This is a genomic window from Pseudomonas sp. JC1203 (genome assembly GCF_056175065.1).
This window is the reverse complement of sequence record NZ_JBWCAM010000033.1, coordinates 1954-23858: the sequence shown is the minus strand read 5'-3', so window position 1 is coordinate 23858 and position 21905 is coordinate 1954. Positions and strand designations below refer to the sequence as shown.

Annotated in this window: 24 protein-coding genes; 19 read left to right on the top strand and 5 right to left on the bottom strand. The window is 64.2% G+C overall.

Annotated elements, in window-relative coordinates:
* Nucleotides 1-14: 14 nt before the first annotated feature.
* The 3 genes from mpl to AC0SZ7_RS30945 are packed head-to-tail and all read left to right on the top strand — an operon-like array spanning nucleotide 15 to nucleotide 2270.
* Nucleotides 15-1364 carry a UDP-N-acetylmuramate:L-alanyl-gamma-D-glutamyl-meso-diaminopimelate ligase gene (gene mpl, locus AC0SZ7_RS30955; protein WP_475507889.1) on the top strand — a complete coding sequence of 450 codons (1350 nt, stop codon included), beginning with the start codon at nucleotides 15-17 and terminating at the stop codon, nucleotides 1362-1364.
* On the top strand, nucleotides 1361-1990 hold the full coding sequence (ubiX, locus tag AC0SZ7_RS30950) for a flavin prenyltransferase UbiX (protein WP_475507888.1): 630 nt from the start codon (nucleotides 1361-1363) through the stop codon (nucleotides 1988-1990). Before mpl ends, ubiX begins: the two co-directional genes overlap by 4 nt.
* On the top strand, nucleotides 1983-2270 hold the full coding sequence (locus tag AC0SZ7_RS30945) for a YceK/YidQ family lipoprotein (protein WP_475507887.1): 288 nt from the start codon (nucleotides 1983-1985) through the stop codon (nucleotides 2268-2270). The genes ubiX and AC0SZ7_RS30945 overlap by 8 nt, the downstream gene beginning before the upstream one ends.
* 91 nt (nucleotides 2271-2361) lie before the next feature.
* On the opposite strand, the gene AC0SZ7_RS30940 is transcribed toward AC0SZ7_RS30945, so the two are convergent.
* The 3 genes from AC0SZ7_RS30940 to AC0SZ7_RS30930 form a co-directional block, all read right to left on the bottom strand.
* Nucleotides 2362-3003 carry an oxidoreductase gene (locus AC0SZ7_RS30940; protein WP_475507886.1) on the bottom strand — a complete coding sequence of 214 codons (642 nt, stop codon included), beginning with the start codon at nucleotides 3001-3003 and terminating at the stop codon, nucleotides 2362-2364.
* 26 nt (nucleotides 3004-3029) lie between these two features.
* A complete protein-coding gene (locus AC0SZ7_RS30935; protein WP_475507885.1) occupies nucleotides 3030-4763 on the bottom strand; it encodes a C13 family peptidase in 1734 nt (577 codons plus the stop codon).
* An 88-nt stretch (nucleotides 4764-4851) separates the two neighbouring features.
* Entirely contained in the window at nucleotides 4852-5307 is a 456-nt protein-coding gene (locus AC0SZ7_RS30930) for a MaoC family dehydratase (protein WP_416427071.1), read from the bottom strand.
* A gap of 157 nt (nucleotides 5308-5464) precedes the next feature.
* On the opposite strand from AC0SZ7_RS30930, the gene AC0SZ7_RS30925 reads away from it, so the two are divergent.
* From AC0SZ7_RS30925 to AC0SZ7_RS30915, 3 genes are read left to right on the top strand one after another with little or no spacing between them, the layout of a single operon-like run.
* Nucleotides 5465-5818 (top strand): CidA/LrgA family protein, encoded by a 354-nt coding sequence (locus AC0SZ7_RS30925; protein WP_475507884.1) that lies wholly within the window; start codon nucleotides 5465-5467, stop codon nucleotides 5816-5818.
* A gap of 2 nt (nucleotides 5819-5820) precedes the next feature.
* Nucleotides 5821-6531, top strand: a complete 711-nt coding sequence (locus AC0SZ7_RS30920; RefSeq protein WP_475507896.1) for an LrgB family protein — start codon at nucleotides 5821-5823, stop codon at nucleotides 6529-6531.
* A 10-nt stretch (nucleotides 6532-6541) separates the two neighbouring features.
* Complete coding sequence (locus AC0SZ7_RS30915) at nucleotides 6542-7132, top strand: LON peptidase substrate-binding domain-containing protein (protein ID WP_475507883.1); 591 nt, start codon at nucleotides 6542-6544, stop codon at nucleotides 7130-7132.
* A gap of 106 nt (nucleotides 7133-7238) precedes the next feature.
* On the opposite strand, the gene AC0SZ7_RS30910 is transcribed toward AC0SZ7_RS30915, so the two are convergent.
* Entirely contained in the window at nucleotides 7239-8555 is a 1317-nt protein-coding gene (locus tag AC0SZ7_RS30910; RefSeq protein ID WP_475507882.1) for a bifunctional DedA family/phosphatase PAP2 family protein, read from the bottom strand.
* Nucleotides 8556-8558: 3 nt separating this feature from the next.
* Nucleotides 8559-9257, bottom strand: a complete 699-nt coding sequence (locus tag AC0SZ7_RS30905; protein WP_475507881.1) for a DNA-3-methyladenine glycosylase — start codon at nucleotides 9255-9257, stop codon at nucleotides 8559-8561.
* Nucleotides 9258-9436: 179 nt separating this feature from the next.
* Between AC0SZ7_RS30905 and AC0SZ7_RS30900 the strand changes: the two genes are divergently transcribed.
* The 13 genes from AC0SZ7_RS30900 to AC0SZ7_RS30840 all read left to right on the top strand — a co-directional run bounded on the left by AC0SZ7_RS30900 (nucleotide 9437) and on the right by AC0SZ7_RS30840 (nucleotide 21822).
* Complete coding sequence (locus AC0SZ7_RS30900; RefSeq protein WP_475507880.1) at nucleotides 9437-10708, top strand: glutamate-5-semialdehyde dehydrogenase; 1272 nt, start codon at nucleotides 9437-9439, stop codon at nucleotides 10706-10708.
* Between the two features lie 34 nt (nucleotides 10709-10742).
* On the top strand, nucleotides 10743-11387 hold the full coding sequence (gene nadD, locus AC0SZ7_RS30895) for a nicotinate-nucleotide adenylyltransferase (protein WP_475507895.1): 645 nt from the start codon (nucleotides 10743-10745) through the stop codon (nucleotides 11385-11387).
* A gap of 16 nt (nucleotides 11388-11403) precedes the next feature.
* Entirely contained in the window at nucleotides 11404-11796 is a 393-nt protein-coding gene (gene rsfS, locus AC0SZ7_RS30890; RefSeq protein ID WP_027981076.1) for a ribosome silencing factor, read from the top strand.
* 9 nt (nucleotides 11797-11805) lie between these two features.
* On the top strand, nucleotides 11806-12273 hold the full coding sequence (rlmH, locus tag AC0SZ7_RS30885; RefSeq protein ID WP_475507879.1) for a 23S rRNA (pseudouridine(1915)-N(3))-methyltransferase RlmH: 468 nt from the start codon (nucleotides 11806-11808) through the stop codon (nucleotides 12271-12273).
* An 18-nt stretch (nucleotides 12274-12291) separates the two neighbouring features.
* Complete coding sequence (gene mrdA / locus AC0SZ7_RS30880; RefSeq protein ID WP_475507878.1) at nucleotides 12292-14187, top strand: penicillin-binding protein 2; 1896 nt, start codon at nucleotides 12292-12294, stop codon at nucleotides 14185-14187.
* 31 nt (nucleotides 14188-14218) lie between these two features.
* Nucleotides 14219-15322, top strand: a complete 1104-nt coding sequence (gene rodA, locus AC0SZ7_RS30875) for a rod shape-determining protein RodA (protein WP_416427476.1) — start codon at nucleotides 14219-14221, stop codon at nucleotides 15320-15322.
* A 17-nt stretch (nucleotides 15323-15339) separates the two neighbouring features.
* Nucleotides 15340-16350, top strand: coding sequence for a lytic murein transglycosylase B (gene mltB, locus AC0SZ7_RS30870; protein WP_475507877.1), 1011 nt, complete (start codon nucleotides 15340-15342; stop codon nucleotides 16348-16350).
* Nucleotides 16350-17366 carry a septal ring lytic transglycosylase RlpA family protein gene (locus tag AC0SZ7_RS30865; protein ID WP_475507876.1) on the top strand — a complete coding sequence of 339 codons (1017 nt, stop codon included), beginning with the start codon at nucleotides 16350-16352 and terminating at the stop codon, nucleotides 17364-17366. Before mltB ends, AC0SZ7_RS30865 begins: the two co-directional genes overlap by 1 nt.
* Before the next feature lie 174 nt (nucleotides 17367-17540).
* Nucleotides 17541-18701: a D-alanyl-D-alanine carboxypeptidase family protein gene (locus tag AC0SZ7_RS30860; RefSeq protein ID WP_475507875.1), complete on the top strand. Its 1161-nt coding sequence runs from the start codon at nucleotides 17541-17543 to the stop codon at nucleotides 18699-18701.
* An 82-nt stretch (nucleotides 18702-18783) separates the two neighbouring features.
* Nucleotides 18784-19059, top strand: coding sequence for a DUF493 domain-containing protein (locus AC0SZ7_RS30855; RefSeq protein WP_027981082.1), 276 nt, complete (start codon nucleotides 18784-18786; stop codon nucleotides 19057-19059).
* On the top strand, nucleotides 19059-19706 hold the full coding sequence (lipB, locus tag AC0SZ7_RS30850; RefSeq protein WP_473004607.1) for a lipoyl(octanoyl) transferase LipB: 648 nt from the start codon (nucleotides 19059-19061) through the stop codon (nucleotides 19704-19706). The genes AC0SZ7_RS30855 and lipB overlap by 1 nt, the downstream gene beginning before the upstream one ends.
* Nucleotides 19707-19746: 40 nt before the next feature.
* A complete protein-coding gene (gene lipA / locus AC0SZ7_RS30845) occupies nucleotides 19747-20727 on the top strand; it encodes a lipoyl synthase (protein WP_416427474.1) in 981 nt (326 codons plus the stop codon).
* 165 nt (nucleotides 20728-20892) lie between these two features.
* Nucleotides 20893-21822 (top strand): S66 peptidase family protein, encoded by a 930-nt coding sequence (locus tag AC0SZ7_RS30840; protein WP_475507874.1) that lies wholly within the window; start codon nucleotides 20893-20895, stop codon nucleotides 21820-21822.
* The last annotated feature ends 83 nt before the right edge of the window (nucleotides 21823-21905 follow it).

The following is a 21905-nucleotide window of genomic DNA, read 5'->3' as shown; positions in this document are numbered from 1 at the left end:
TTACGAGGTCAATCATGCACATTCACATTCTCGGTATCTGCGGCACGTTCATGGGCTCGCTGGCGGTTCTCGCCAAGGAATTGGGCCATCACGTCACCGGCTCCGACGCCAACGTCTATCCGCCCATGAGCACGCAATTGCAGGCCCAGGGCATCGAGCTGACCCAAGGCTACGACGCGGCCCAACTGGACCCCGCGCCTGACCTGGTGGTAATCGGCAACGCCCTGTCGCGTGGCAACCCGGCGGTGGAATATGTGCTGAACAAGGGCCTGCCCTACGTGTCGGGCCCGCAATGGCTGGCCGACCACGTGTTGCAGGGCCGCTGGGTGCTGGCCGTCGCCGGCACGCACGGCAAGACCACCACCAGCAGCATGCTTGCCTGGGTGCTGGAACACGCCGGCATGGCGCCGGGCTTCCTGATCGGCGGCGTGCCGCAGAATTTCGCGGTGTCGGCGCGGTTGGGCGACACGCCGTTCTTCGTGGTCGAGGCCGACGAATACGACAGCGCCTTCTTCGACAAGCGCTCGAAGTTCGTCCACTACCGCCCGCGTACGGCCATCCTCAACAACCTTGAATTCGACCACGCCGACATCTTCCCGGATTTGCCGGCCATCGAGCGCCAGTTCCACCACTTGGTGCGCACCATCCCAAGCGAAGGGCTGGTGATTCACCCCACCACCGAACCTGCGCTGCGCCGGGTTATCGAGATGGGCTGCTGGACCCCGGTGCAGACCACCGGCGCCGGTGGCCAATGGCAGGCGCGCCTGCTGAGCGAAGACGGTTCGCGCTTCGAGGTGCTGTTCGACGGCAAGGTCGAGGGCACGGTTAACTGGCCGCTGACCGGCCAGCACAACGTCGCCAACGCCCTGGCCACTTTGGCTGCCGCGCGCCACGTAGGCGTGGTGGCAGCGTTGGGTATCGAAGCCCTGAGCGCGTTCAAGAACGTCAAGCGCCGCATGGAGACCGTGGCGCAGGTGCAGGACGTGACCATCTACGATGACTTCGCCCACCACCCGACGGCCATCGCCACCACCCTGGACGGCTTGCGCAAGCGTATCGGCGACGCGCCGCTGATTGCGGTGATCGAACCGCGCTCCAATTCCATGAAGCTGGGCGCCCACCGTGACGGCCTGCCGGCCAGCGTGCGCGATGCCGACCAGGTGATCTGGTATGCACCGCCAAACCTGGGCTGGGACCTGGCGGCCACGGCGGCCCAGTGCCCGGTGCCGGCCATTGTCGCCGACTCCCTGGAGGCAATCATCGCCCGGGTTAAAAGCCAGGCGCAGCCAGGTACACACGTGGTGATCATGAGCAACGGCGGTTTCGGCGGCCTGCACCTGAAACTGGCCGAGGCGCTCAAATGAGTGGCCCGGAACGCATCACGCTGGCCATGACCGGCGCCTCGGGCGCCCAGTATGGCTTGCGCCTGCTCGACTGCCTGGTGCGCGAAGACCGCGAGGTGCATTTCCTCATCTCCAAGGCCGCGCAACTGGTGATGGCCACCGAGACCGACGTGGTGTTGCCTGCCAAGCCCCAAGCCATGCAGGCGTTCCTGACCGAGTACACCGGTGCCGCTGCCAACCAGATTCGCGTGTACGGCAAGGAAGACTGGATGTCGCCGGTAGCGTCGGGCTCCGGTGCGCCGGCAGCCATGGTGGTGGTGCCGTGCTCTACCGGTTCGTTGTCGGCCATCGCCACCGGTGCCTGCAACAACCTGATCGAACGCGCTGCCGATGTCACCCTCAAGGAGCGCCGGCAACTAATTTTGGTGCCGCGCGAGGCGCCATATTCCACCATCCACCTGGAGAACATGCTCAAGCTGTCGCAGATGGGCGCGGTGATCCTGCCGGCATCACCAGGCTTCTACCACCAGCCGCAGACCATCGATGACCTGGTGGACTTCGTGGTGGCGCGGGTGCTCAACCTGCTGAACATTCCCCAGGACATGCTGCCACGCTGGGGCGAGTACCATTTGGGCGGCGATGAATAAATCGCTGCTGTGCTTGTTGGCCGCCCTGCAATTGGGCGGCTGCGCCAGCGTGCGCACGCTGGACGCGGCCAAGCCGGGCGCGCCGGTGGTGTACTCCGGGGCGCGGTTGGACTGGTATGCGATTGAAGGGGGCTGCTGCCCTGTGGATAAGTTTGGTGCCGAGGCACCGGCCTGGCCGCACGTGGACCTGCCATTCAGCACCTTGCTGGACACATTGCTGTTGCCATTGTCGGTGCTGACGGTGCTCGGCTTCGGCGTGCAGGCCCAAGGCGGCCTCTAAGCCTACCTCCCGTAGCAGCTGCCGCAGGCTGCGTCCAAGGCTCGCACGGTGGGGCAGATGACGCGGCCTGGCGGCCGCTGCTACACGGTCTTCATTTACCCAAACGGCGCAGCTCGTCCGACTCCACCACGCGAATCCCATCCTGCTCCTCAAGCGCCAGGCGCCACAGCGCGCGGGCCAGTTGGCAGGCTTCGATACCGCGGTACTTGCCCGGAATCAGCTTGGCGATCGGCGCCACCAGTTGCTCGCCCAGCCGCGGCTCTACCCGAGTGCCCAGCAGCAACGACGGCCGCACGATGGTCAACTGCGGCCAGTTCATGGCCTTGAGATCGCGCTCGGTCTCGCCCTTCACGCGGTTGTAGAAGATCTTCGACTTGTCGTCGGCATCGATGGCGCTGATCACCAGCAGGTGCCGGGCACCCAGTTCGCGGGCGCGCTGGGCGTAGGCCACGACCAGGTCATGGTCAATCTGCCGGAATGCTTCCTGCGACCCGGCCTGCTTGATGGTACTGCCCAGGCAGCAATACGCCACGTCCACCCGGCCCGCCAGCGCTGGCAGCAGGTCGGTGAACGGCCCAACCGGGTTTTCCAGGTGAGGGTGTTTGGCCAGGGGGCGACGGGTGGGTGCCAGCACCCGGCTGACCGTGGGTTCATTGAGCAGGCGGTCCAGCAGGTGCTCGCCGGTTAGGCCGGTGGCTCCAGCAAGCATGATGTGCTGCGGCGTCAAATACATGGTGTCTCTCCCCTGTTACAGGAAGTCTAGTGGCTTCCTGCACTTTTCGCCTGCGCTCCAGCGTTCAGCGCTGCACTTTGCAGCGCGCGTTTGGCCTGTTGCTGGCGGAGCCGCTGCCAATGGGCCAGCACCCCCTTGGGAGCCCAGATCTGCGGTTCGGACGCGTCGAAACCGTCCGCCTGTTCACGTTCGGCAACATGCTTGCGGGCAAGTTCGAACGCCTGTTGCAGGTCATCGGTTTCGTTCAGGGCCTGGGCGAACAGCGCGTCGCCGAAATAGGTGAAGTCTGACTCTTCCGAGCAGCCGAACGACACGCGATCGGCCTTGGATGCGGTCATGACCAGCGTGTGGTCATCTTTCAGCGCTGGAATGAATCCGCCGGAATAGCATGCCGAGATCACCACGATCTTGTCGCGGTTCTTCAGCGGGGCCAGCACCGCGGCCAGTTCGTCGGGCGGCAGGTCTGACAGCTGCAGGCGCGGTTGGTCCAGCACCAGTTCATGGTCATGGGTGCCGTGGCTGGTCAGGTAGATGAACACCAGGTCTTCGGCGCCGCTGCGCTGGGCGATGGTCTGCACCGCGCGGCTGAGGGTTTCGCGGGTGGCCATCGGGCGGTCGGCCAGGTGGTCGCGGTGGTTCACCAGGTTCACTTGGCCCACGGCGCCAAAGCGGCTGGCCAGCATGTGGTTGACGTAGTCGGCCTCGCGCATGAATACGCTCTGCTTGCCGTCACCGGCCAGCGTCAGGCTGTACAGCTGGATTTCGCCGTTGGTGGAGGCAGGTACGGCGGTCAGCGCCTTGTCCAGCAGGGCGCCCTGATTCAGCAGGCCCAACTCCAGGGTATCGGGCAGCAGTTGGCCCTGGGCGTCGCGCACGCGCTGGCCGTTGGTCCACCAGCCGCTTTCCACCTCGCCGTCCTTGTGGGTAAGGGTACCCTTGCCGTCGTAGGTGTCAGTGTTGAAATTGCCCACGTAGCTGCTGCCGTCGGCCAGGGTCAAGGTGCCCAGGCCAGCGAAGTGCCAGTCCTCGAAGCGGCCCTTGAAATGGCTGCCGTCGCTGCCGAACATCTCGCCGTCACCGCTCAGCGCGCCTTCCTTGAACTGGCCGATCCATACATCGCCCTCGGCGCTTTCGTAGCGGCCGCGGCCCTGCAGGCGGTTGTGCTGGAAGTCGCCGATGTATTGGTCGCCTTCAGAGCTGCTGAAGGTGCCATGGCCCTCCAGTTCGCCATTGACGAAGTTGCCGGTGAACTGGTTGCCGCTGCCGTCGCTGCGCACGCCTTCGCCGTTGGGCTTGCCGTGGGCGAACATGCCCTGGTAGTCGCTGCCGTCATCGAGTTCCAGGTGCCCGGCGCCCGAATACTGGTCAGCCTTGAATTCGCCACGGTAGCTCTGGCCGGGTTCCTTGAGTGTGCCTTCGCCGTCGCGGCGCCCCAGCTTGAATGTGCCGGTGTAGGTGGTGCCGTTGGCGCTCAGGGTGCCCTGGCCGTCAAACAGGCCCTGCTTGAAATCGCCCCGGTAGACTTCGCCGTTGCTGCCATGCCATTCGCCCTGGCCATGCCATTGGCCATTGAGGAAGGCGCCGCTGTACCAGCTGCCATTGGGGTAGTCGACCCGGCCCTGGCCCTGCAACAGGCCATTGACCACCTCGCCACGGTAGCGGCCGCCGTCGGGCAGGCGTGCGTCGGGAGGGGAAAGGGACTCGCCATCGCCACAGGCGGTGATCAATAAGGTCAGGGCGAGGGGAACGAGTGGGCGCATGGCGGGATCCGGGCAAGTAAGGCGCCGAGTATGCCGCACAATGCCCCCGGTGAGACAGCCACCGGCGGCATTGCCCGCTGTCTGGTTATTACACGAAGCAGAGCGACAACGGTTCGGCGATATATGCCGGCTTCTCCGAACCCTCGATTTCCAGCGTGGCGGTGGCCTTGAGCAGCCACTGGCCGGGCTTTTTCTCGGTCACTTCGGTGAGTTCCACCTTAAGGCGCACGTTGGAGTCCACTTTCACCGGCTGGATGAAGCGCACGCTGTCCAGGCCGTAGTTGACCACCATTTTCAGGCCCTCGGGTACCACCAGCAGGTCTTCCATCAGCTTGGGTATCAGCGACAAGGAAAGGAAACCGTGGGCAATGGTGCTGCCGAACGGGGTCTTGGCGGCTTTTTCCGGGTCCACGTGAATGAACTGGAAGTCACCGGTGGCCTCGGCAAACAGGTTGATACGAGCCTGGTCGATCTTCAACCATTGGGAATACCCCAGTTCCTTACCGACGTACTGCTTGAGTTCTGCAACGGGTACAAAGGGCATCTGCACTCTCCTTGTTGATGGCGCGTTGGCATACGCGCGTCTAGATCAGCATGGTCATCCACGCTGGTCAAGCTTCCATGGGCATGGCGAATGGCGGTTTATAGCCGCCAAGCTTGCGTGCTTATAATGGCCCGGCATGCCTGGGGCGGAGAAAAATATGTTGTTACGTGGTTTGACGTGGCTGATCGTTTTCCAATTGCTGGGTACGGCCATCAATCATCTGGTGCTGAGCATGCTGCCGGGGCCCATCATCGGCCTGCTGCTGTTGCTGGCGTTCCTGATGGTGCGCGGCGAAGTGGGCAAGCCGCTGGGCGACGCATCGTCGAGCCTGCTGCGCTACCTGCCGCTGCTGCTGGTGCCGCCGGCCGTAGGGGTGATGGCCTATGCCAGTGACATCGCCGCCGACTTCTGGGCCATCGCCGGCACTCTGGTGATCTCCGTGCTGGTGTCCATGGCGCTAGCCGGCTGGCTGATGCAGAAGATGCTGGCGCGGCGCGGGGAGCATTCATGAACCTGGATTGGCACGGCGCGCTGGAATCGGTGATCCATCACCCGCTGTTCGGCATCGGCATCACCCTGGGCACCTATCAACTGGTGCTGGCCGGCTACGAGCGCACCCGCTGGATATTCCTGCAGCCAGTGCTGGTGTCCATGCTGGTGATCATCGGCGTACTGCTGCTAACCGGCGTCAGCTACGGTGAATACCGCAAGAGCACCGAGATTCTTGGCACCCTGCTGGGCCCGGCCACCGTGGCGCTGGCGGTGCCCTTGTACCTGAACCTCAAGCGCATTCGCCAATTGCTGGCGCCTACCTTGGCTACGCTGGTGGTAGGTGGCGTGTTTGCCACCGGACTGGGGCTGCTGTTGGCCTGGTGGTTTGGCGCCGAGCGCATGATTTTGATGACCCTTGCGCCCAAGTCGGTAACCTCGCCCATCGCCATGCTGGTGGCCGAGCAGATCGGCGGCGTGGCGGCGCTGGCGGCGGTGTTCGTGCTGATTACCGGGGTTATCGGCGCGATCTTCGGCCCCGCAATGTTGTCCATGCTCAAGGTGCACAGCCCCGCAGCGCGGGGCATGGCCCTGGGCATGACCGCCCATGCGGTGGGCACCTCGGTGGCCTTGCAGGAAGGTGAGGAGTGCGGCGCCTTCGCGGCGTTGGCGATGAGTTTGATGGGGGTGTCGACGGCGGTGTTCCTGCCGCTGGTCGTCAGCCTGTTTGTTTAAGGAAACCACTATGACGTTGCCGTTATTCCCCCTCAACACCGTGCTGTTCCCCGGCTGCATGCTCGATTTGCAGATATTCGAGGCGCGTTACCTGGACATGATCGGACGCTGCATGAAGCAGGGTGCGGGGTTTGGCGTGGTGTGCATTCTGGAAGGCCAGGAAGTGGGGCCGGCGCCCACCGGGCACGCGACCATTGGCTGCGAGGCGGTGATTCGCGACTTCCAGCAGCAGGACAATGGCCTGCTGGGCATCCGCGTGGAGGGCGTGCGCCGGTTCCGCGTCACTGGCACTGAACTGCAGCGTGATCAGCTGCTGGTGGCGGACGTTGAGTGGCTGCCGGAAAGCGCCGACCAGCCGCTGCAGGAAGAGGACGACGACCTGGTGGCGCTGCTGCATGCCCTGGCCGAGCATCCGATGGTGGCGGCGCTGGACATGGGCAGCGAGATACCGGGGCGCCAGTCGCTGGCGAACCAGTTGGCGTACCTGCTGCCGTTCCCTGAACTGGACAAGATCGACCTGCTGGCGCTGCAGGAGCCTTCCGAGCGGTTGGCGGGTATCCAGGTGTTGCTTGACGACCTGCAAGGCGAACTGTTCGCCTGACACCCGTAGCAGCAACTGTCTTTGTGGGAGCTGGCTTGCCAGCGAGTTTTTAGGGCCTCAGCAGCTCGCTGGCAAGCCAGCTCCCACAACAATGTCGTAGCGGCCTTCAATAGGCGTAGCGCAGCAGGGTGTGGGAAAACTCCCGTGTGGCGAAGTAGGCCAGCACCACCGCCGTGACCGGCATCACCAGCCACCACACCCGCGGCGCCATGGCCGGCAACGGCTGGCGCCACTGGCTCAAGGTCAGGCTGGCCGCGCACACGAAGCACGCCAGCAGGGTGCCGGCCAGAATGTCCGTGGGCCAATGCGCGCCCAGATACACCCGCGACAAGGCAATGCTCGCCGCCGGCAGCCCACCCAGCAGCAACCAGGTCAGGCGCAGCCGTGGTGGCTGGCCGCGCCCGGCCAGCACGCCCAGGGTCAGGAACAGCGCGAACGCTGCCGAGCTATGGCCACTGGGCATGCTGTAGGTACTCAGCGGTTCGGTCATCACGTCCGGGCGCATGCGCGCGAACACGTGCTTCATCAGCGCGTTGCCCAAGGCCGTGCCCAGCAGCGTGCCGAGGGCAAACATCGCCGGCCGCCACTGGCGCAGCACCAGCAGCAAACCGCACAGCAAGGCCGCCAGCACGAACTGAGTGCGGAAATCGCCCATCTTGGTCAGCGCCACGGCGATGTCATCGCCCAGGGCGCTGCGGTGCTCCTGCACCAGGGTCATGATGCCCTGGTCGAATTGCACCAGGTGCGGCCAGCCCAGGAACACGCCGCCCAACAGCACCAGGCACATGGCCGTGACCAGGCGCGTGCCGTGCGGGCGCGATTGCCAGGCGGCATTGATGCTCAGGCCAAGCAGGATGGCGAAACCGGCCGCCAGCACGCCAGCCTGGGGCCAGAACCCTTCCGGCAGGGGCAGGCGCATGGCGGCGCCTGTGGCCCAGCCCGGCATCAGGTACACCACCGACCAGCCAGCACCGGCCAGCAGGCTCACGCCCACAAACCGCAGCAACGGCATGTCGAACATGCCCGCCACCATGGGCAGCATCGGCCGCAACGGGCCGATGAAACGCCCCACCAGCAGGCTGGCAATGCCGTAGCGCTGGAAATAGCCCTCGGCGCGGCCGATCCATTCAGGGTGATGGCGCAGGCCCGGCAGGCGCCGAATGTTCTGGTGGAAATGGCGCCCGGTGAAGTAGGACAAGCCGTCACCCAGCAAGCCGCCCAGGTAGCCCAGCAGCAGGGTCTCCCCCAGGGACAGCGCGCCGCTGCCTGCCAGCACGGCGATGGCGAAGAGCAGCACTGTGCCGGGCACTATCAGGCCGACAATTGCCAGGCATTCGGTGCAGGCCACCAGCACAATCGCCAGCCCCAGCCATTGGGGGTGAGCGGACAACCAGGCGGTCAGCCCGTCGAGCCATGGGCCCATGTTTCAGTTTCCTTGCGTGAGGATGAAAAAGTCGCGACCTTCGACTTGGCCACGGCGCAAGGGGTTCCTTGTGCAGTGACGGGCATATTCGGCGTCCACGAAACGGTACGGCAGATGTTCGTCGCGCCCATGGGGAATGCCCAGCCGGGTGGTCTGAATAATGTGTTTCGGCAGGTTGCCAAGGTCTTCGACGAACAGCTGTTCGTGGTCGAAGCGCCTGGCGTCCCAGTTCGGCACTTTTAGGCCCAAGGCCTTGCACAGCAGGGTCTGGCCGGCACACAGGCGCTGCGCCGGGCGCGGGTTGCCGCTGGCGTCGGGGTTGTTCAGCTGCATCTGCGCCAGGGCGTTTTCATCGCTGTGACGGTCCAGCCACGGGTAGGCGGACTTGATCAGCACGGCATTGCCCGGCCCTTGGGCGCTGAAATTCAGCGAGTCGCCGCCGCGGGCGTAGTACATGTAGATGTGGCCGCCGTCGAGGAACAGCGCCTTGCGTTTCTCGGTGTAACCCAGCGAGGCATGGCTGCCTTTTTCCGCGCAGTAGTAGGCTTCGGTCTCGATGATGCGTGCCGAAAGCCAGTAAGGCCCCTGCCGGTGGCGGATGACTTTGCCCAGCAACTCGCGCGCCAGCACCTGGGCATCGCGGTCGAAAAAGGCATCCGGTAACGGGTGGACGTCGGGCCAGGGCAGGGCGTCGGGCAGCATCGGCAGTTACCGCAAGATACGAAAGATCGTGCAAGGATAATATTCATCTGTGGCTTAATCACACCTGAATCATTGCCTTGCAGGGGACTGTTTTCGACCATCCGCCTGCCACCGCTGTCAGCGGACCTTCGAGACAGCTATAATCAGCCGCTTTCCTCTTTGCCAAGACCACAGAGACCATGACTGAGTCCGTTCTTGACTACATGACCCGCCTGGGTCGCGCCGCCCGCGAGGCTTCCCGTGTGATCGCGCGCGCCAGCACTGCGCAGAAGAACCGCGCCCTGCAGGCTGCCGCCAACGCCCTGGACGCCGCCCGCAGCGAACTCACCGCCGCCAACGAGCAGGACCTGGCCGCTGGCCGGGCCAACGGCCTGGAGCCGGCCATGCTCGAGCGCCTGGCGCTGACCCCTGCGCGCATCGACGGCATGATCGTCGGCCTGCGCCAGGTGGCCAGCCTGCCGGACCCGGTGGGTGCGATCCGCGACATGAGCTATCGGCCGTCGGGTATCCAGGTGGGCAAGATGCGCGTGCCGCTGGGCGTTGTGGGCATCATCTACGAGTCGCGTCCCAACGTGACCATCGATGCCGCCAGCCTGTGCCTGAAGTCCGGCAATGCCACCATCCTGCGTGGCGGCTCCGAGGCCATCCATTCCAACCGCGCCATTGCCGCCTGCGTCCAGCGCGGCCTGGCCGAGGCCGGTTTGCCTGCCGCCGTGGTGCAAGTAGTGGAAACCACCGACCGCGAGGCGGTGGGTGCGCTCATCACCATGCCCGAGTACGTCGACATCATCGTGCCCCGTGGCGGCCGTGGCCTCATCGAGCGCGTCAGCCGCGATGCCAAGGTGCCGGTCATCAAGCACCTGGACGGCATCTGCCACATCTATGTAGCTGCCGACGCCGACCTGGCCAAGGCCCAGCGCATCGCCTTCAACGCCAAGACCTACCGTTACGGTATCTGCGGTGCCATGGAAACCCTGCTGGTGGACGCGGCCGTGGCCGCCGACTTCCTGCCGGCCATGGCTGCCCAGTTCGCCGAAAAAGGCGTGGAACTGCGTGGCTGCGAACGCACCCGCGATATCATCCAGGTGCTGCCGGCCACCGAAGAAGACTGGCACACCGAATACCTGGCGGCGATCCTGTCGATTCGCGTGGTCGACGGCCTGGACCAGGCCATCGAGCACATCAATCACTACGGTTCGCATCACACCGATTCCATCGCCACCGAGAACCTGGCCGAAGCCCGGCGTTTCACCGCCGAAGTGGACTCCGCCTCGGTGATGATCAACACCCCGACCTGCTTCGCCGACGGCTTCGAGTATGGCCTGGGTGCGGAAATCGGCATTTCCACGGACAAGATCCACGCCCGTGGGCCGGTAGGCCTGGAAGGCCTGACCTGCGAGAAGTACATCGTGGTCGGCGACGGCCAGATGCGCGGCCAGGAGCCGGTCTGACTTGGGCGACCTGAAACAACCAGGCAGCAAGCCCGTGCCACGCCGTATCGGCGTGCTGGGCGGCACCTTCGACCCGGTGCACATCGGCCACCTGCGCAGCGCGCTGGAAGTGGCCGATGCCTTGCAGCTGGACGAGTTGCGCCTGACCCCCAACGCCCGGCCGCCGCACCGCGACACCCCGCAGGTGACGCCGCAGGACCGCCTGGCGATGGTGCAATGCGCGGTGCAGGGTGTGGCGCCGTTGACGGTGGATGCCCGGGAGCTGCAACGGGACAAGCCGTCCTACACCATTGATACGCTGGAGCTGATGCGCGCGGAACTCGCCGCCGAAGACCAGCTGTTTCTGCTGCTGGGCTGGGATGCCTTCTGTGGCCTGCCTTCCTGGCATCGCTGGGAAGAACTGCTGCAGCACTGCCATATCCTGGTATTGCAGCGGCCTGACGCCGACAGCGAGCCGCCGGATGCCTTGCGCAACCTGCTGGCCGCGCGGTCGGTCAGCGACCCGCTGGCCCTTGATGGGCCTGGCGGGAATATTACTTTCGTCTGGCAGACCCCCCTCGCGGTGTCGGCCACCCAGATCCGTCAACTGCTGGCCAGCGGGAAGTCGGTACGTTTCCTGGTGCCTGACGCGGTACTGGCCTACATCGAGGCGCACGGGCTGTACCGTGCGTCCAATTGAACTGAACGAGTTTTATATGACTAAGCAAAAAATCAGCGTATCCGGCGAAGAGCTGGTCGAACTGGCCAAGGCCGCACTGGAAGACGTCAAGGCCCAGGACATCCTGGTCATCGACGTCAAGGACAAGCACAGCCTGACCGACTACATGGTCATCGCCACCGGTACTTCCAGCCGCCAGATCAACGCCATGCTCGACAAGGTTCGCGAGAACGTCAAGGCCAAGGGCGCACAGCCACTGGGTGAAGAAGGCAAGGGCGAGAGCGACTGGGTACTGCTGGACCTGGGCGACGTCATCGTGCACATGATGACCGCTGCTGCCCGCCAGTTCTACGACCTGGAACGCCTGTGGCAGGGTGCCGAGCAGAGCCGTGCCGCCAGCGGCGCGCACCACACCCCGGGCAACGAATAAGGCCGGGTCATGCGTCTGCGTCTGATTGCGGTCGGCTCGCGCATGCCGAAGTGGGTGGAAGACGGTTGGCATGAATACGCCAAGCGTCTGCCGTCCGAGCTTGCCCTGGACCTCGTGGAAATTCCGCTCAACACCCGCGGTAAGAACGCCGACGTGGCGCGCTTCATCCGTCAGGAAGGCGAAGCCATGTTGGCCAAGGTTCAGCCGGGGGAGCGTATTGTCACGCTTGAGGTGCACGGCAAGCCGTGGAGCACTGAGCAGCTGGCGGTGGAGCTGGACAAGTGGCGGCTGGACTCGCGCACCGTCAACTTCATGGTGGGCGGCCCCGAGGGGCTGGCGCCGGAAGTGTGCGCGCGCGCCGACCAGCGCTGGTCGCTGTCGCCGCTGACCTTGCCCCACCCGCTGGTACGCATCCTGATCGGCGAGCAGCTGTATCGCGCCTGGACAGTCCTGTCCGGGCACCCTTACCACAAATAAGCGTACAAGCCGCCCTTCATGTCCCAGCCGATTCGCCTCAAGGATCACGAGAAAGACGCACGCCTGGTGCGTAGCCGCGTCGTGGTCGGTGCAATCGTGGTGATGGTGATGGTGTGCGCGCTGGTGGCACGCCTGTATTACCTGCAGGTGATCCAGTACGAGTATCACTCCACGCTGTCGGAGAACAACCGGGTGCACGTGCAGCCGATCCCGCCGTCGCGCGGGCTGATCTTCGACCGCAACGGGGTGATCATCGCCGATAACCGCCCAAGCTTCAGCCTGAGCATGACCCGTGAACGGGCAGGGGACTGGGCGCAGGTGCTGGACACCATCGTCCAGGTGCTGGACCTGGGCCCTGACGAACGCGCCATGTTCGAGAAGCGCATGAAGCAGGGCCGCCGGCCGTTCGAGCCGGTACCGATACTGTTCGAGCTGAACGAAGAACAGATCGCCCGTATTGCCGTGAACCAGTTCCGCCTGCCCGGGGTGGAAGTGGTCGCGCAGCTGGTGCGTCATTACCCGCAGGGGCCGCATTTCGCGCACTCGGTGGGCTACATGGGGCGCATCAACGAGAAAGAGCTGAAAAGCCTGGATTCCGTGGCTTACAGCGGCACTCACCATATTGGCAAGACCGGCATCGAGCGCTTCTACGAGCCGCAGCTGCATGGCCAGGTGGGCTACGAGGAAGTCGAGACCAACGCCCGCGGCCGCGTGCTGCGGGTGCTCAAGCGCACCGACCCGGTGCCCGGCAAGGACATCGTCCTGAGCCTGGACATCAACCTGCAGGAAGCTGCCGAAGCCGCACTGGCCGGCCGCCGTGGCGCCATCGTCGCCCTCGACCCGAAGACCGGCGAGGTGCTGGCCATGGTCAGCCAGCCGAGCTTCGACCCCAACCTGTTCGTCACCGGCATCAGCTTCAAGGCGTACGCCGACCTGCGTGATTCCATCGACCGGCCGCTGTTCAACCGCGTGCTGCGCGGCTTGTACCCGCCAGGGTCGACCATCAAGCCGGCAGTAGCCATCGCCGGCCTGGACACCGGCGTGGTCACCGCCAGCACCCGGGTGTTCGACCCCGGTTACTACCAGTTGCCCAACTTCGACCACAAGTACCGCAACTGGAACCGTAGTGGCGATGGCTGGGTAGACCTGGACACGGCGATCATGCGGTCCAACGACACCTACTTCTACGACCTGGCCCACAAGATGGGCATCGACCGCCTGTCCAGCTACCTCAACCGCTTTGGCATCGGCCAAAAAGTGGCGCTGGACATGTTCGAGGAGTCCCCGGGGCTGATGCCGTCGCGGGACTGGAAACGCATTACCCGGCGCCAGGCATGGTTCCCGGGTGAAACCCTGATTCTGGGGATCGGGCAGGGCTACATGCAGGCCACCCCGCTGCAACTGGCCCAGGCCACCGCGCTGGTCGCCAACAAGGGCAAGTGGAACCGTCCGCACCTGGCGCGCACCATCGAAGGTGAACCGCCGGTGGACGAGAACCCCATGGAAGACATTGTGCTGCGCGACCCCAACGACTGGGACCGCGTCAACCACGGCATGCAGCAAGTGATGCACGGTGCCCGTGGTACCGCCCGCAAGGCTGCGGTGGGCGCCCAGTACCGCATTGCCGGCAAGAGCGGCACTGCCCAGGTCGTGGCCATCAAGCAGGGCGAGAAATACGACCGCTCCAAACTTCAGGAACGCCACCGCGACCACGCCTTGTTCGTGGGTTTCGCACCGGCCGACAATCCCAAAATTGTAGTTGCGGTGATGGTGGAAAACGGCGAGTCCGGTTCCGGCGTCGCGGCCCCCGTGGTTCGCCAGGTGATGGACGCCTGGCTGTTGGGCCCCGATGGCCAGCTCAAGCCCGAATACGCCAGCAATACCGCAACGGAGATCACCGCACGTGAAGAGTAATTTCGATCGCATGCTCTCCAGCGAGGACGTGATGCGCCGCCGCGCCACCTTGCTGCAGCGCATCCACATCGACGGCCCGCTGTTGATCCTGCTGCTGACCCTGGCTGCCGGCAGCCTGTTCGTGCTGTATTCGGCAAGCGGCAAAAGCTGGGACCTGCTGATCAAGCAGGCCACCTCGTTCGGCATCGGCCTGGTGTCGATGCTGCTGATTGCACAGCTGGAACCACGCTTCATGGCCCGCTGGGTGCCGTTGGCCTACTGCCTGGGGGTGATCCTGCTGGTGGCGGTGGACGTCATGGGCCACAACGCCATGGGGGCCACGCGCTGGATCAACATTCCGGGGGTGATCAAATTCCAGCCGTCGGAATTCATGAAGATCATCATGCCGGCCACCATCGCCTGGTACCTGGCCAAGCGCACGCTGCCGCCCACGCTCAAGCACGTCGGCGCCAGCCTGATGATGATCGGCATACCGTTCATCCTCATCGTGCGCCAGCCGGACCTGGGTACCTCGTTGCTGATTCTGGCGTCGGGCACATTTGTACTCTTCATGGCCGGGCTGCGCTGGCGCTGGATCATCAGCGTGATCGCTGCGGCCGTGCCGGTAGCTGTGGCGATGTGGTTCTTCATCATGCACGACTACCAGAAGCAGCGAATCCTCACCTTCCTCGACCCCGAGAGCGACCCGCTGGGCACCGGCTGGAACATCATCCAGTCAAAGGCCGCCATCGGTTCGGGCGGCGTGTTCGGCAAGGGCTGGCTGCTGGGCACCCAGTCGCACCTGGACTTCCTGCCCGAAAGCCACACCGACTTCATCATCGCCGTGCTCGGCGAGGAATTCGGGCTGGTGGGCATCTGCGCCTTGTTGCTGCTGTACCTGGCGCTGATCGGCCGTGGGCTGGTGATTACCGCACAGGCGCAGACGCTGTTCGGCAAGCTGCTGGCCGGCAGCCTGACCATGACGTTTTTTGTTTACGTTTTCGTCAATATCGGTATGGTCAGCGGCCTGTTGCCCGTAGTAGGCGTGCCGCTGCCCTTCATTAGCTACGGCGGAACTTCGCTGGTGACGCTGATGTCAGCGTTTGGGGTTTTGATGTCGATCCATACCCATCGCAAGTGGATCGCGCAGGTTTGATTAAGGTGAAGAATTTCATGCAAGCAGTATGCAACTGGGCCGCTCGGTGCATTCCCTGGGTCGGCCTGGTAGGCATCCTCGGGTCGTCGCAACAGGCGACGGCCGGCGATTACGACAATACCCCGCAGTTGGCCAAGTTCGTCGGTGAAATGACCCGCGACTACGGTTTTGCCGGCGAGCAGGTGATTGGCGTATTCGAAGAGGTGCAGCGCAAGCAGGCCATCCTCGACGCCATCTCCAAGCCGGCCGAGCGGGTCAAGCCGTGGAAGGAATACCGCCCGCTGTTCATCACCGATGCGCGCATTGCCCGTGGCGTCGACTTCTGGCGCCAGCACGAAGTGGCGCTCAAGCGCGCCGAGCAGGAATACGGCGTGCCGGCCCAGATAATCGTGTCTATTATTGGTGTCGAAACGTTTTTCGGTAGAAATACCGGCAACTACCGGGTGATCGATGCACTATCCACCCTGGCGTTCGACTACCCGCCGCGTGCCGATTTCTTCCGCAAGGAGCTGCGCGAGTTCCTGCTGCTGTCCCGTGAACAGCAGGTCGACCCGCTGAGCATCAAGGGCTCCTACGCCGGCGCCATGGGCCTGCCGCAGTTCATGCCCAGCAGTTTCCGCGCCTATGCCGTGGATTTCGACGGTGATGGCCACATCAATATCTGGAGTGACCCCGATGACGCCATCGGCAGTGTCGCCAACTACTTCAAGCAGCACGGCTGGGTGATGGGCCAGCCGGTGGTGAGCCGCGCCTCGGTGCGCGGCGAGCACGTCGACGAAGGCTTGAGCCCGGGCATTGATCCGGTGAAGAACGTTGGACAGTTGCGAGCACTGGGCTGGTCGAGTCATGATGCGCTGCGCGACGATATGCCCGTGACTGCTTTCCGCTTCGACGGTGAGTTCGGTCCGGAATATTGGATGGGCCTTGGCAACTTCTACACCATCACTCGCTATAATCGCAGCGCCATGTATGCCATGGCCGTCTATCAACTGTCGCAAGCACTGGTTCAAGCACGGGGCGTCAAGTAATGCGGACTACGCCGATTCGCACACCTCTGAAGCTGATGGGCTACGCAGCCCTCGCCCTGTTGGTCGCCAGCTGTTCGTCGACCAGCAGCCGTGCCCCGCAAAGCGGCGGCTATGCCGTGCGCTCGCAGCCGGGCCTGGACATCAACCGGGCCCACAAGGACGGCGCGCCGTGGTGGGACGTGGACGTCTCGCGTATTCCCGACGCCGTGCCCACGCTGCACAGCGGCCCGTACAAGGCCAACCCCTATACGGTGCTGGGCAAGACCTACTTCCCGCTCAACGATGCCAGCAGCTACGTGGCCACTGGCACGGCGTCCTGGTACGGCACCAAGTTCCACGGCCAGAACACCGCCAACGGCGAGGTGTACGACCTGTACGGCATGAGTGCCGCGCACAAGACCCTGCCGCTGCCCAGCTACGTGCGTGTCACCAACCTGGACAACAACCGCAGCGTGATCCTGCGGGTGAATGACCGCGGGCCGTTCTACTCCGACCGCATCATCGACCTGTCGTACGCCGCGGCGAAGAAGCTGGGTTACGCCGAGATCGGCACCGCGCGGGTCAAGGTCGAGGGTATCGACCCCGCCCAGTACTGGGCCCAACGCGGCCGTCCGGCACCGTTGATGCTTGACCAGCCGCAGGTCGCGCAAGCGCCGCAGAAGCCGGTCATCACTGCGTCGGCCGGTACCATCGAACAATGGACCCCGCCGCCGCAGCAACATGCCGCCGCCGTCCTGCCCGCGCAGATCGACGCAAAAAAAAACGCTTCTGTTCCAGTCTCTGGCCAGTTTCTCCAGGTGGGAGCGTTCGCCAATCCGGACGCTGCGGAGCTGCTGAGGTCGAAGCTGAGTTCGATGGTGCGAGCCCCGGTGTTCGTCAGCTCGATAGTGCGCAACCAGCAGACGCTGTATCGAGTGCGGATGGGGCCGATCGGCACGCCGGGTGAGGTGCAGCAGACCCAGGACAGTGTGCGCCTGGCCAACCTCGGCTCGCCCAGCGTGGTCACCGCCGAATGATTTCCCCGGCCTGGCAACAGGCCGGACTGCAGCTGGCGCCTGCCCTTGGGGGTGGGTGCCAGCCGTTTGATCAACGGCCCGCAGAACGGCCGAGCAACACCGGGGTCATAGGCCCCGAAACAAAACAGATTTTGCCCGAGAGGGCATGTGCCCATTAGCAATTTCGAGAGACGGATGAACATCACCACCTTTGCCAAACGCCTGTGCTTGCCTGTACTGCTGCTGATCGCCCCAGTTGCCATGTCGGCCGAGCAAATGACGCCTGCGGCGCCGCAACTGGCTGCCAAGGCCTACGTACTGATGGAAGCGTCCAGCGGGCAAGTCCTGGTGGACAGCAATGGCGACCAGCGTCTGCCGCCAGCCAGCCTGACCAAACTGATGAGCGCCTACATCGCCACCCTGGAGATCAAGCGCGGCCAGATCGGTGAAAACGATCCGGTCACCGTCAGCGAGAACGCCTGGCGCACCGGTGGTTCGCGGATGTTCCTGAAAGTCGGCTCGCAAGTGTCGGTCAGCGACCTGCTGCACGGCATTATCATCCAGTCGGGTAACGACGCCACCGTGGCCCTGTCCGAGCACATCGCCGGCAGCGAAGACGCTTTCGCCGACATGATGAACAAGACCGCCGGCGACCTGGGCATGGAGAACAGCCACTTCATGAACCCTACCGGGCTGCCGAACCCGGACCACTACTCCACCCCGCACGACATCGCCAAGCTGGCCCGCGCGATCATCAACATCGACCCGGCCCACTACGCGATCTACTCGCAGAAAGAGTTCTTCTGGAACAACATCAAGCAGCCTAACCGCAACCTGCTGCTGTGGCGCGACAAGACCGTCGACGGTCTGAAAACCGGCCACACCGAAGAAGCCGGCTACTGCATGGCGGCTTCGGCCGTACGTGATGGCATGCGTCTGATCGCGGTCGTGTTCGGTACCACCAGCGAAGCTGCCCGTGCCGCCGAAACCCAGAAGCTGCTGACCTACGGTTTCCGCTTCTTCGAAACCCAGACCTTCTACCAGAAGGGTGCCGAGCTGGCGAAAGCCCCCGTCTGGAAAGGCGCTACCCACGAAGTGCGTGCGGGCCTTGCCGACGACCTGACCATGACCCTGCCAAAAGGCCAGCTGAAAGGCCTGAGCGCCACCATGACCATGAAACCACAGCTGACCGCGCCCATCGCCAAAGGTGACGTGATCGGTAAAGTGGAAGTCAAAAACGGTGACCAGGTAGTCCACAGCGCCGACCTGATCGCCCTCGACGCGGTCGAGGAAGGTGGCTTCATCCGCCGCATGTGGGATAGCATTCGTCTATTCTTCTACGGCTTGTTCAACTGATTACGTGAACAGCATGCCCCCTGGTTGCGCCGTGCGGCCAGGGGGTTTGTCCGTCTTCACGGCTTAAGAGGCCGTTACTGCTATGACAGACACAGAAGTCAAGGCTCCTAAAATCGAATTCCCTTGCGCCGATTATCCGATCAAAGTGATTGGTGATACCGGCGCAGGCTTCAAAGACAAAGTCATCGAAATTGTCACGCGTCACGCCGACATCGAGCATGACAAGACCGCCGAGCGCCAGAGCAGCAATGGCAAGTACACCACGCTGCAGCTGCACATCCTGGCTACCGGGCAAGACCAGCTCTACAACATCAACAGCGAACTGCGTGCCACCGGCGTAGTTAAAATGGTGCTCTGATGTCGCGGTGCCTGGGCTTTCGCGAACTGGGCCTTGTGGCCTACGAGCCAGTCTGGCACGCGATGCAACGCTTTACCGACCAGCGCACCCCGGCTACCGGGGACGAGGTCTGGCTGGTGCAGCACCCCGCGGTGTTCACCCAGGGCCAGGCGGGCAAGGCCGAGCACCTGCTGGTGCCCGGCGATATCCCGGTGGTGCAGGTGGACCGTGGCGGCCAGGTGACGTACCACGGCCCCGGCCAGTTGGTGGCGTACCTGTTGCTGGATGTGCGACGCCTGGGCTACGGCGTGCGTGACCTGGTCACGCGCATCGAGCAGACCCTCGTCGCGCTGCTGGACGAGTATGGTGTACCGGCGGCGGCCAAGGCCGATGCCCCGGGTGTCTATGTCCAGGGTGCGAAAATCGCCTCGCTGGGCCTGCGGATCCGCAACGGGTGTTCCTTTCATGGCCTGGCCTTGAACGTGGACATGGACCTGGCGCCGTTCCGCCGTATCAACCCCTGCGGATATGCCGGGCTGGCGATGACCCAGTTGTGCGATCATGCAGGCCAGATTGAATATGCCGAGGTTGGTGCCCGGCTGCGCGCGCAGCTCGTCAAGCACCTCGACTACGCTGAGCAGACGACCCTGACGGGCGGAATCGATTGATATGACTACCGCGCAAGACACAGCTGAATCCGTGCAAACCATGATCCCGGTGACCAACGTGACCCCGCCCCGGCCAAAAGTCGAAGCAGGCGTGAAGCTGCGTGGCGCCGAGAAGGTCGCGCGTATTCCGGTGAAGATCATCCCTACCGAAGAACTGCCGAAGAAGCCTGACTGGATCCGCGTACGCATCCCGGTTTCGCCGGAAGTCGACCGCATCAAGCAGCTGCTGCGCAAGCACAAGCTGCACAGCGTGTGCGAGGAAGCGTCCTGCCCCAACCTGGGCGAATGCTTCTCGGGCGGTACTGCCACCTTCATGATCATGGGTGATATCTGCACCCGTCGCTGCCCGTTCTGCGACGTCGGCCACGGCCGTCCGAAAGCGCTGGACGCCGACGAGCCGATGAACCTGGCCGTGGCCATCGCCGACCTGCGCCTCAAGTACGTGGTCATCACCTCGGTGGACCGTGACGACCTGCGCGACGGCGGTGCCCAGCACTTCGCCGACTGCCTGCGGGAAATCCGCAAGCTGTCGCCAGGCGTGCAGCTGGAAACCCTGGTGCCGGACTACCGCGGCCGCATGGACGTGGCGCTGGCAATCACCGCCGCCGAGCCACCGGATGTGTTCAACCACAACCTGGAAACCGTGCCACGCCTGTACAAGGCCGCGCGCCCGGGTTCGGACTACCAGTGGTCGCTGACCCTGCTGCAGAAGTTCAAGGAACTGGTGCCGCACGTACCGACCAAATCCGGCCTGATGCTGGGCCTCGGCGAGACCGACGAGGAAGTGATCGAAGTGATGCATCGCATGCGCGAGCACAACATCGACATGCTGACCCTGGGCCAGTACCTGCAACCGTCGCGCAGCCACTTGCCGGTACAGCGCTTCGTGCACCCGGACACCTTCGCCTGGTTCGCCGAGGAAGGCTACAAGATGGGCTTCAAGAACGTCGCTTCCGGCCCGCTGGTACGTTCCTCGTACCACGCCGACCAGCAGGCGCACGAGGCGAAGATCAAGCTCTGATCGACGCCTGAAGCTCCCGTGCCGGCCGCCAGTTCACCGAACTGCGGCCGGCATTGTTGTTCATGGGCCATGACATTGGGATACGGGGGGTTACACAGCTATGCTGTTCTGTCACGGGGAACGCTCTAAAGTAGGCGCTTTCGATCCACGCAAGGAGCCCATCGAATGACATACCAAGCCGCTGCCAGCCTGCCGCGCCGGGTGCCTACCGAGGCGCAGATCGCGCTCATCGCGCCCGCCGGCCCCAAGGAGTTCAGTGTCGAGGCCGCCGAGCGCTGGGTGACCAGTCGTGGCCACCGCCTCAAGGTCTACCCCGGGGTGCTGCAGCACCAGGGCTACCTGGCCGGCAGCGACGAGGTGCGCCTGCAGGACCTGCACGATGCCTTTGCCGACCCCGAGAACGACGCCATCATCTGCCTGCGCGGTGGCTACGGTACCCCGCGCCTGCTGGAACACATCGACTACGAGCTGATCGCGCGCCACGCCAAGCCTTTCATCGGTTACAGCGATATCACCGCCTTGCACCTGGCGTTCGCCCGGCACTGCAATTTCGTTACCTTCCACGGGCCCATGCTCACCTCCGACCTGCTCGCCAACCGCCACGCGCCCACCGAGGATTCGCTGCGGCGCTTGTTGCGCGGCCAGTTGCGCGCCGGTGACCTGCTGGCGCACCCGGTGGCCCACCCGCTGACCTGCATCGAGCACGGCGTGGCCAGCGGCCGCCTGACCGGGGGTAACCTGTCGATGATCTGCGCCACCCTGGCGACCGACTATGAAATTGACCTGAACGGCGCCATCCTCTTCATTGAGGACGTTGGCGAGCCGCTGTACAGGGTTGACCGGCTGCTGACGCAACTGCGCCTTGCCGGGCGTTTCAAGGGCCTTCGCGGGGTATTGGTGGGGGACTTTGCGGGGCTGGACGTGCCGCGGCTGACGCCGTTGCTCAAGCAGGTATTCGAGCCGATGGGCATTCCGGTGCTGGCCGGCTGGCGCAGTGGCCATTGCGACCCCAACCTGACCTTGCCGCTAGGCGCCCAGGTGCGCCTGGACGCAGGCCAGAAGACCCTGATGCTGGAGCAGGATGTGGTGCGGTAGAGTCTGGACGCGGCCTGCGGCCGCTGCTACGGGGGGGGTGTAGCAGCGGCCGCCAGGCCGCGTCCAGGGCGTACTGGCCCCGC

Excerpts from the sequence above, each read along its gene's own strand:
- lipB (WP_473004607.1), top strand. The coding sequence starts at position 19,059 with ATGTCGCGGTGCCTGGGCTTTCGCGAACTGGGCCTTGTGGCCTACGAG.
- ubiX (WP_475507888.1), top strand. The coding sequence starts at position 1,361 with ATGAGTGGCCCGGAACGCATCACGCTGGCCATGACCGGCGCCTCGGGC.
- AC0SZ7_RS30900 (WP_475507880.1), top strand. The coding sequence starts at position 9,437 with ATGACTGAGTCCGTTCTTGACTACATGACCCGCCTGGGTCGCGCCGCC.
- rodA (WP_416427476.1), top strand. The coding sequence starts at position 14,219 with ATGCGCCGCCGCGCCACCTTGCTGCAGCGCATCCACATCGACGGCCCG.
- AC0SZ7_RS30860 (WP_475507875.1), top strand. The coding sequence starts at position 17,541 with ATGAACATCACCACCTTTGCCAAACGCCTGTGCTTGCCTGTACTGCTG.
- AC0SZ7_RS30940 (WP_475507886.1), bottom strand. The coding sequence starts at position 3,003 with ATGTATTTGACGCCGCAGCACATCATGCTTGCTGGAGCCACCGGCCTA.
- mpl (WP_475507889.1), top strand. The coding sequence starts at position 15 with ATGCACATTCACATTCTCGGTATCTGCGGCACGTTCATGGGCTCGCTG.
- AC0SZ7_RS30945 (WP_475507887.1), top strand. The coding sequence starts at position 1,983 with ATGAATAAATCGCTGCTGTGCTTGTTGGCCGCCCTGCAATTGGGCGGC.
- AC0SZ7_RS30865 (WP_475507876.1), top strand. The coding sequence starts at position 16,350 with ATGCGGACTACGCCGATTCGCACACCTCTGAAGCTGATGGGCTACGCA.
- AC0SZ7_RS30905 (WP_475507881.1), bottom strand. The coding sequence starts at position 9,257 with ATGCTGCCCGACGCCCTGCCCTGGCCCGACGTCCACCCGTTACCGGAT.
- mltB (WP_475507877.1), top strand. The coding sequence starts at position 15,340 with ATGCAAGCAGTATGCAACTGGGCCGCTCGGTGCATTCCCTGGGTCGGC.
- lipA (WP_416427474.1), top strand. The coding sequence starts at position 19,747 with ATGATCCCGGTGACCAACGTGACCCCGCCCCGGCCAAAAGTCGAAGCA.
- AC0SZ7_RS30915 (WP_475507883.1), top strand. The coding sequence starts at position 6,542 with ATGACGTTGCCGTTATTCCCCCTCAACACCGTGCTGTTCCCCGGCTGC.
- AC0SZ7_RS30935 (WP_475507885.1), bottom strand. The coding sequence starts at position 4,763 with ATGCGCCCACTCGTTCCCCTCGCCCTGACCTTATTGATCACCGCCTGT.
- AC0SZ7_RS30855 (WP_027981082.1), top strand. The coding sequence starts at position 18,784 with ATGACAGACACAGAAGTCAAGGCTCCTAAAATCGAATTCCCTTGCGCC.
- AC0SZ7_RS30910 (WP_475507882.1), bottom strand. The coding sequence starts at position 8,555 with ATGGGCCCATGGCTCGACGGGCTGACCGCCTGGTTGTCCGCTCACCCC.
- AC0SZ7_RS30930 (WP_416427071.1), bottom strand. The coding sequence starts at position 5,307 with ATGCCCTTTGTACCCGTTGCAGAACTCAAGCAGTACGTCGGTAAGGAA.
- rsfS (WP_027981076.1), top strand. The coding sequence starts at position 11,404 with ATGACTAAGCAAAAAATCAGCGTATCCGGCGAAGAGCTGGTCGAACTG.
- AC0SZ7_RS30840 (WP_475507874.1), top strand. The coding sequence starts at position 20,893 with ATGACATACCAAGCCGCTGCCAGCCTGCCGCGCCGGGTGCCTACCGAG.
- rlmH (WP_475507879.1), top strand. The coding sequence starts at position 11,806 with ATGCGTCTGCGTCTGATTGCGGTCGGCTCGCGCATGCCGAAGTGGGTG.
- mrdA (WP_475507878.1), top strand. The coding sequence starts at position 12,292 with ATGTCCCAGCCGATTCGCCTCAAGGATCACGAGAAAGACGCACGCCTG.
- AC0SZ7_RS30925 (WP_475507884.1), top strand. The coding sequence starts at position 5,465 with ATGTTGTTACGTGGTTTGACGTGGCTGATCGTTTTCCAATTGCTGGGT.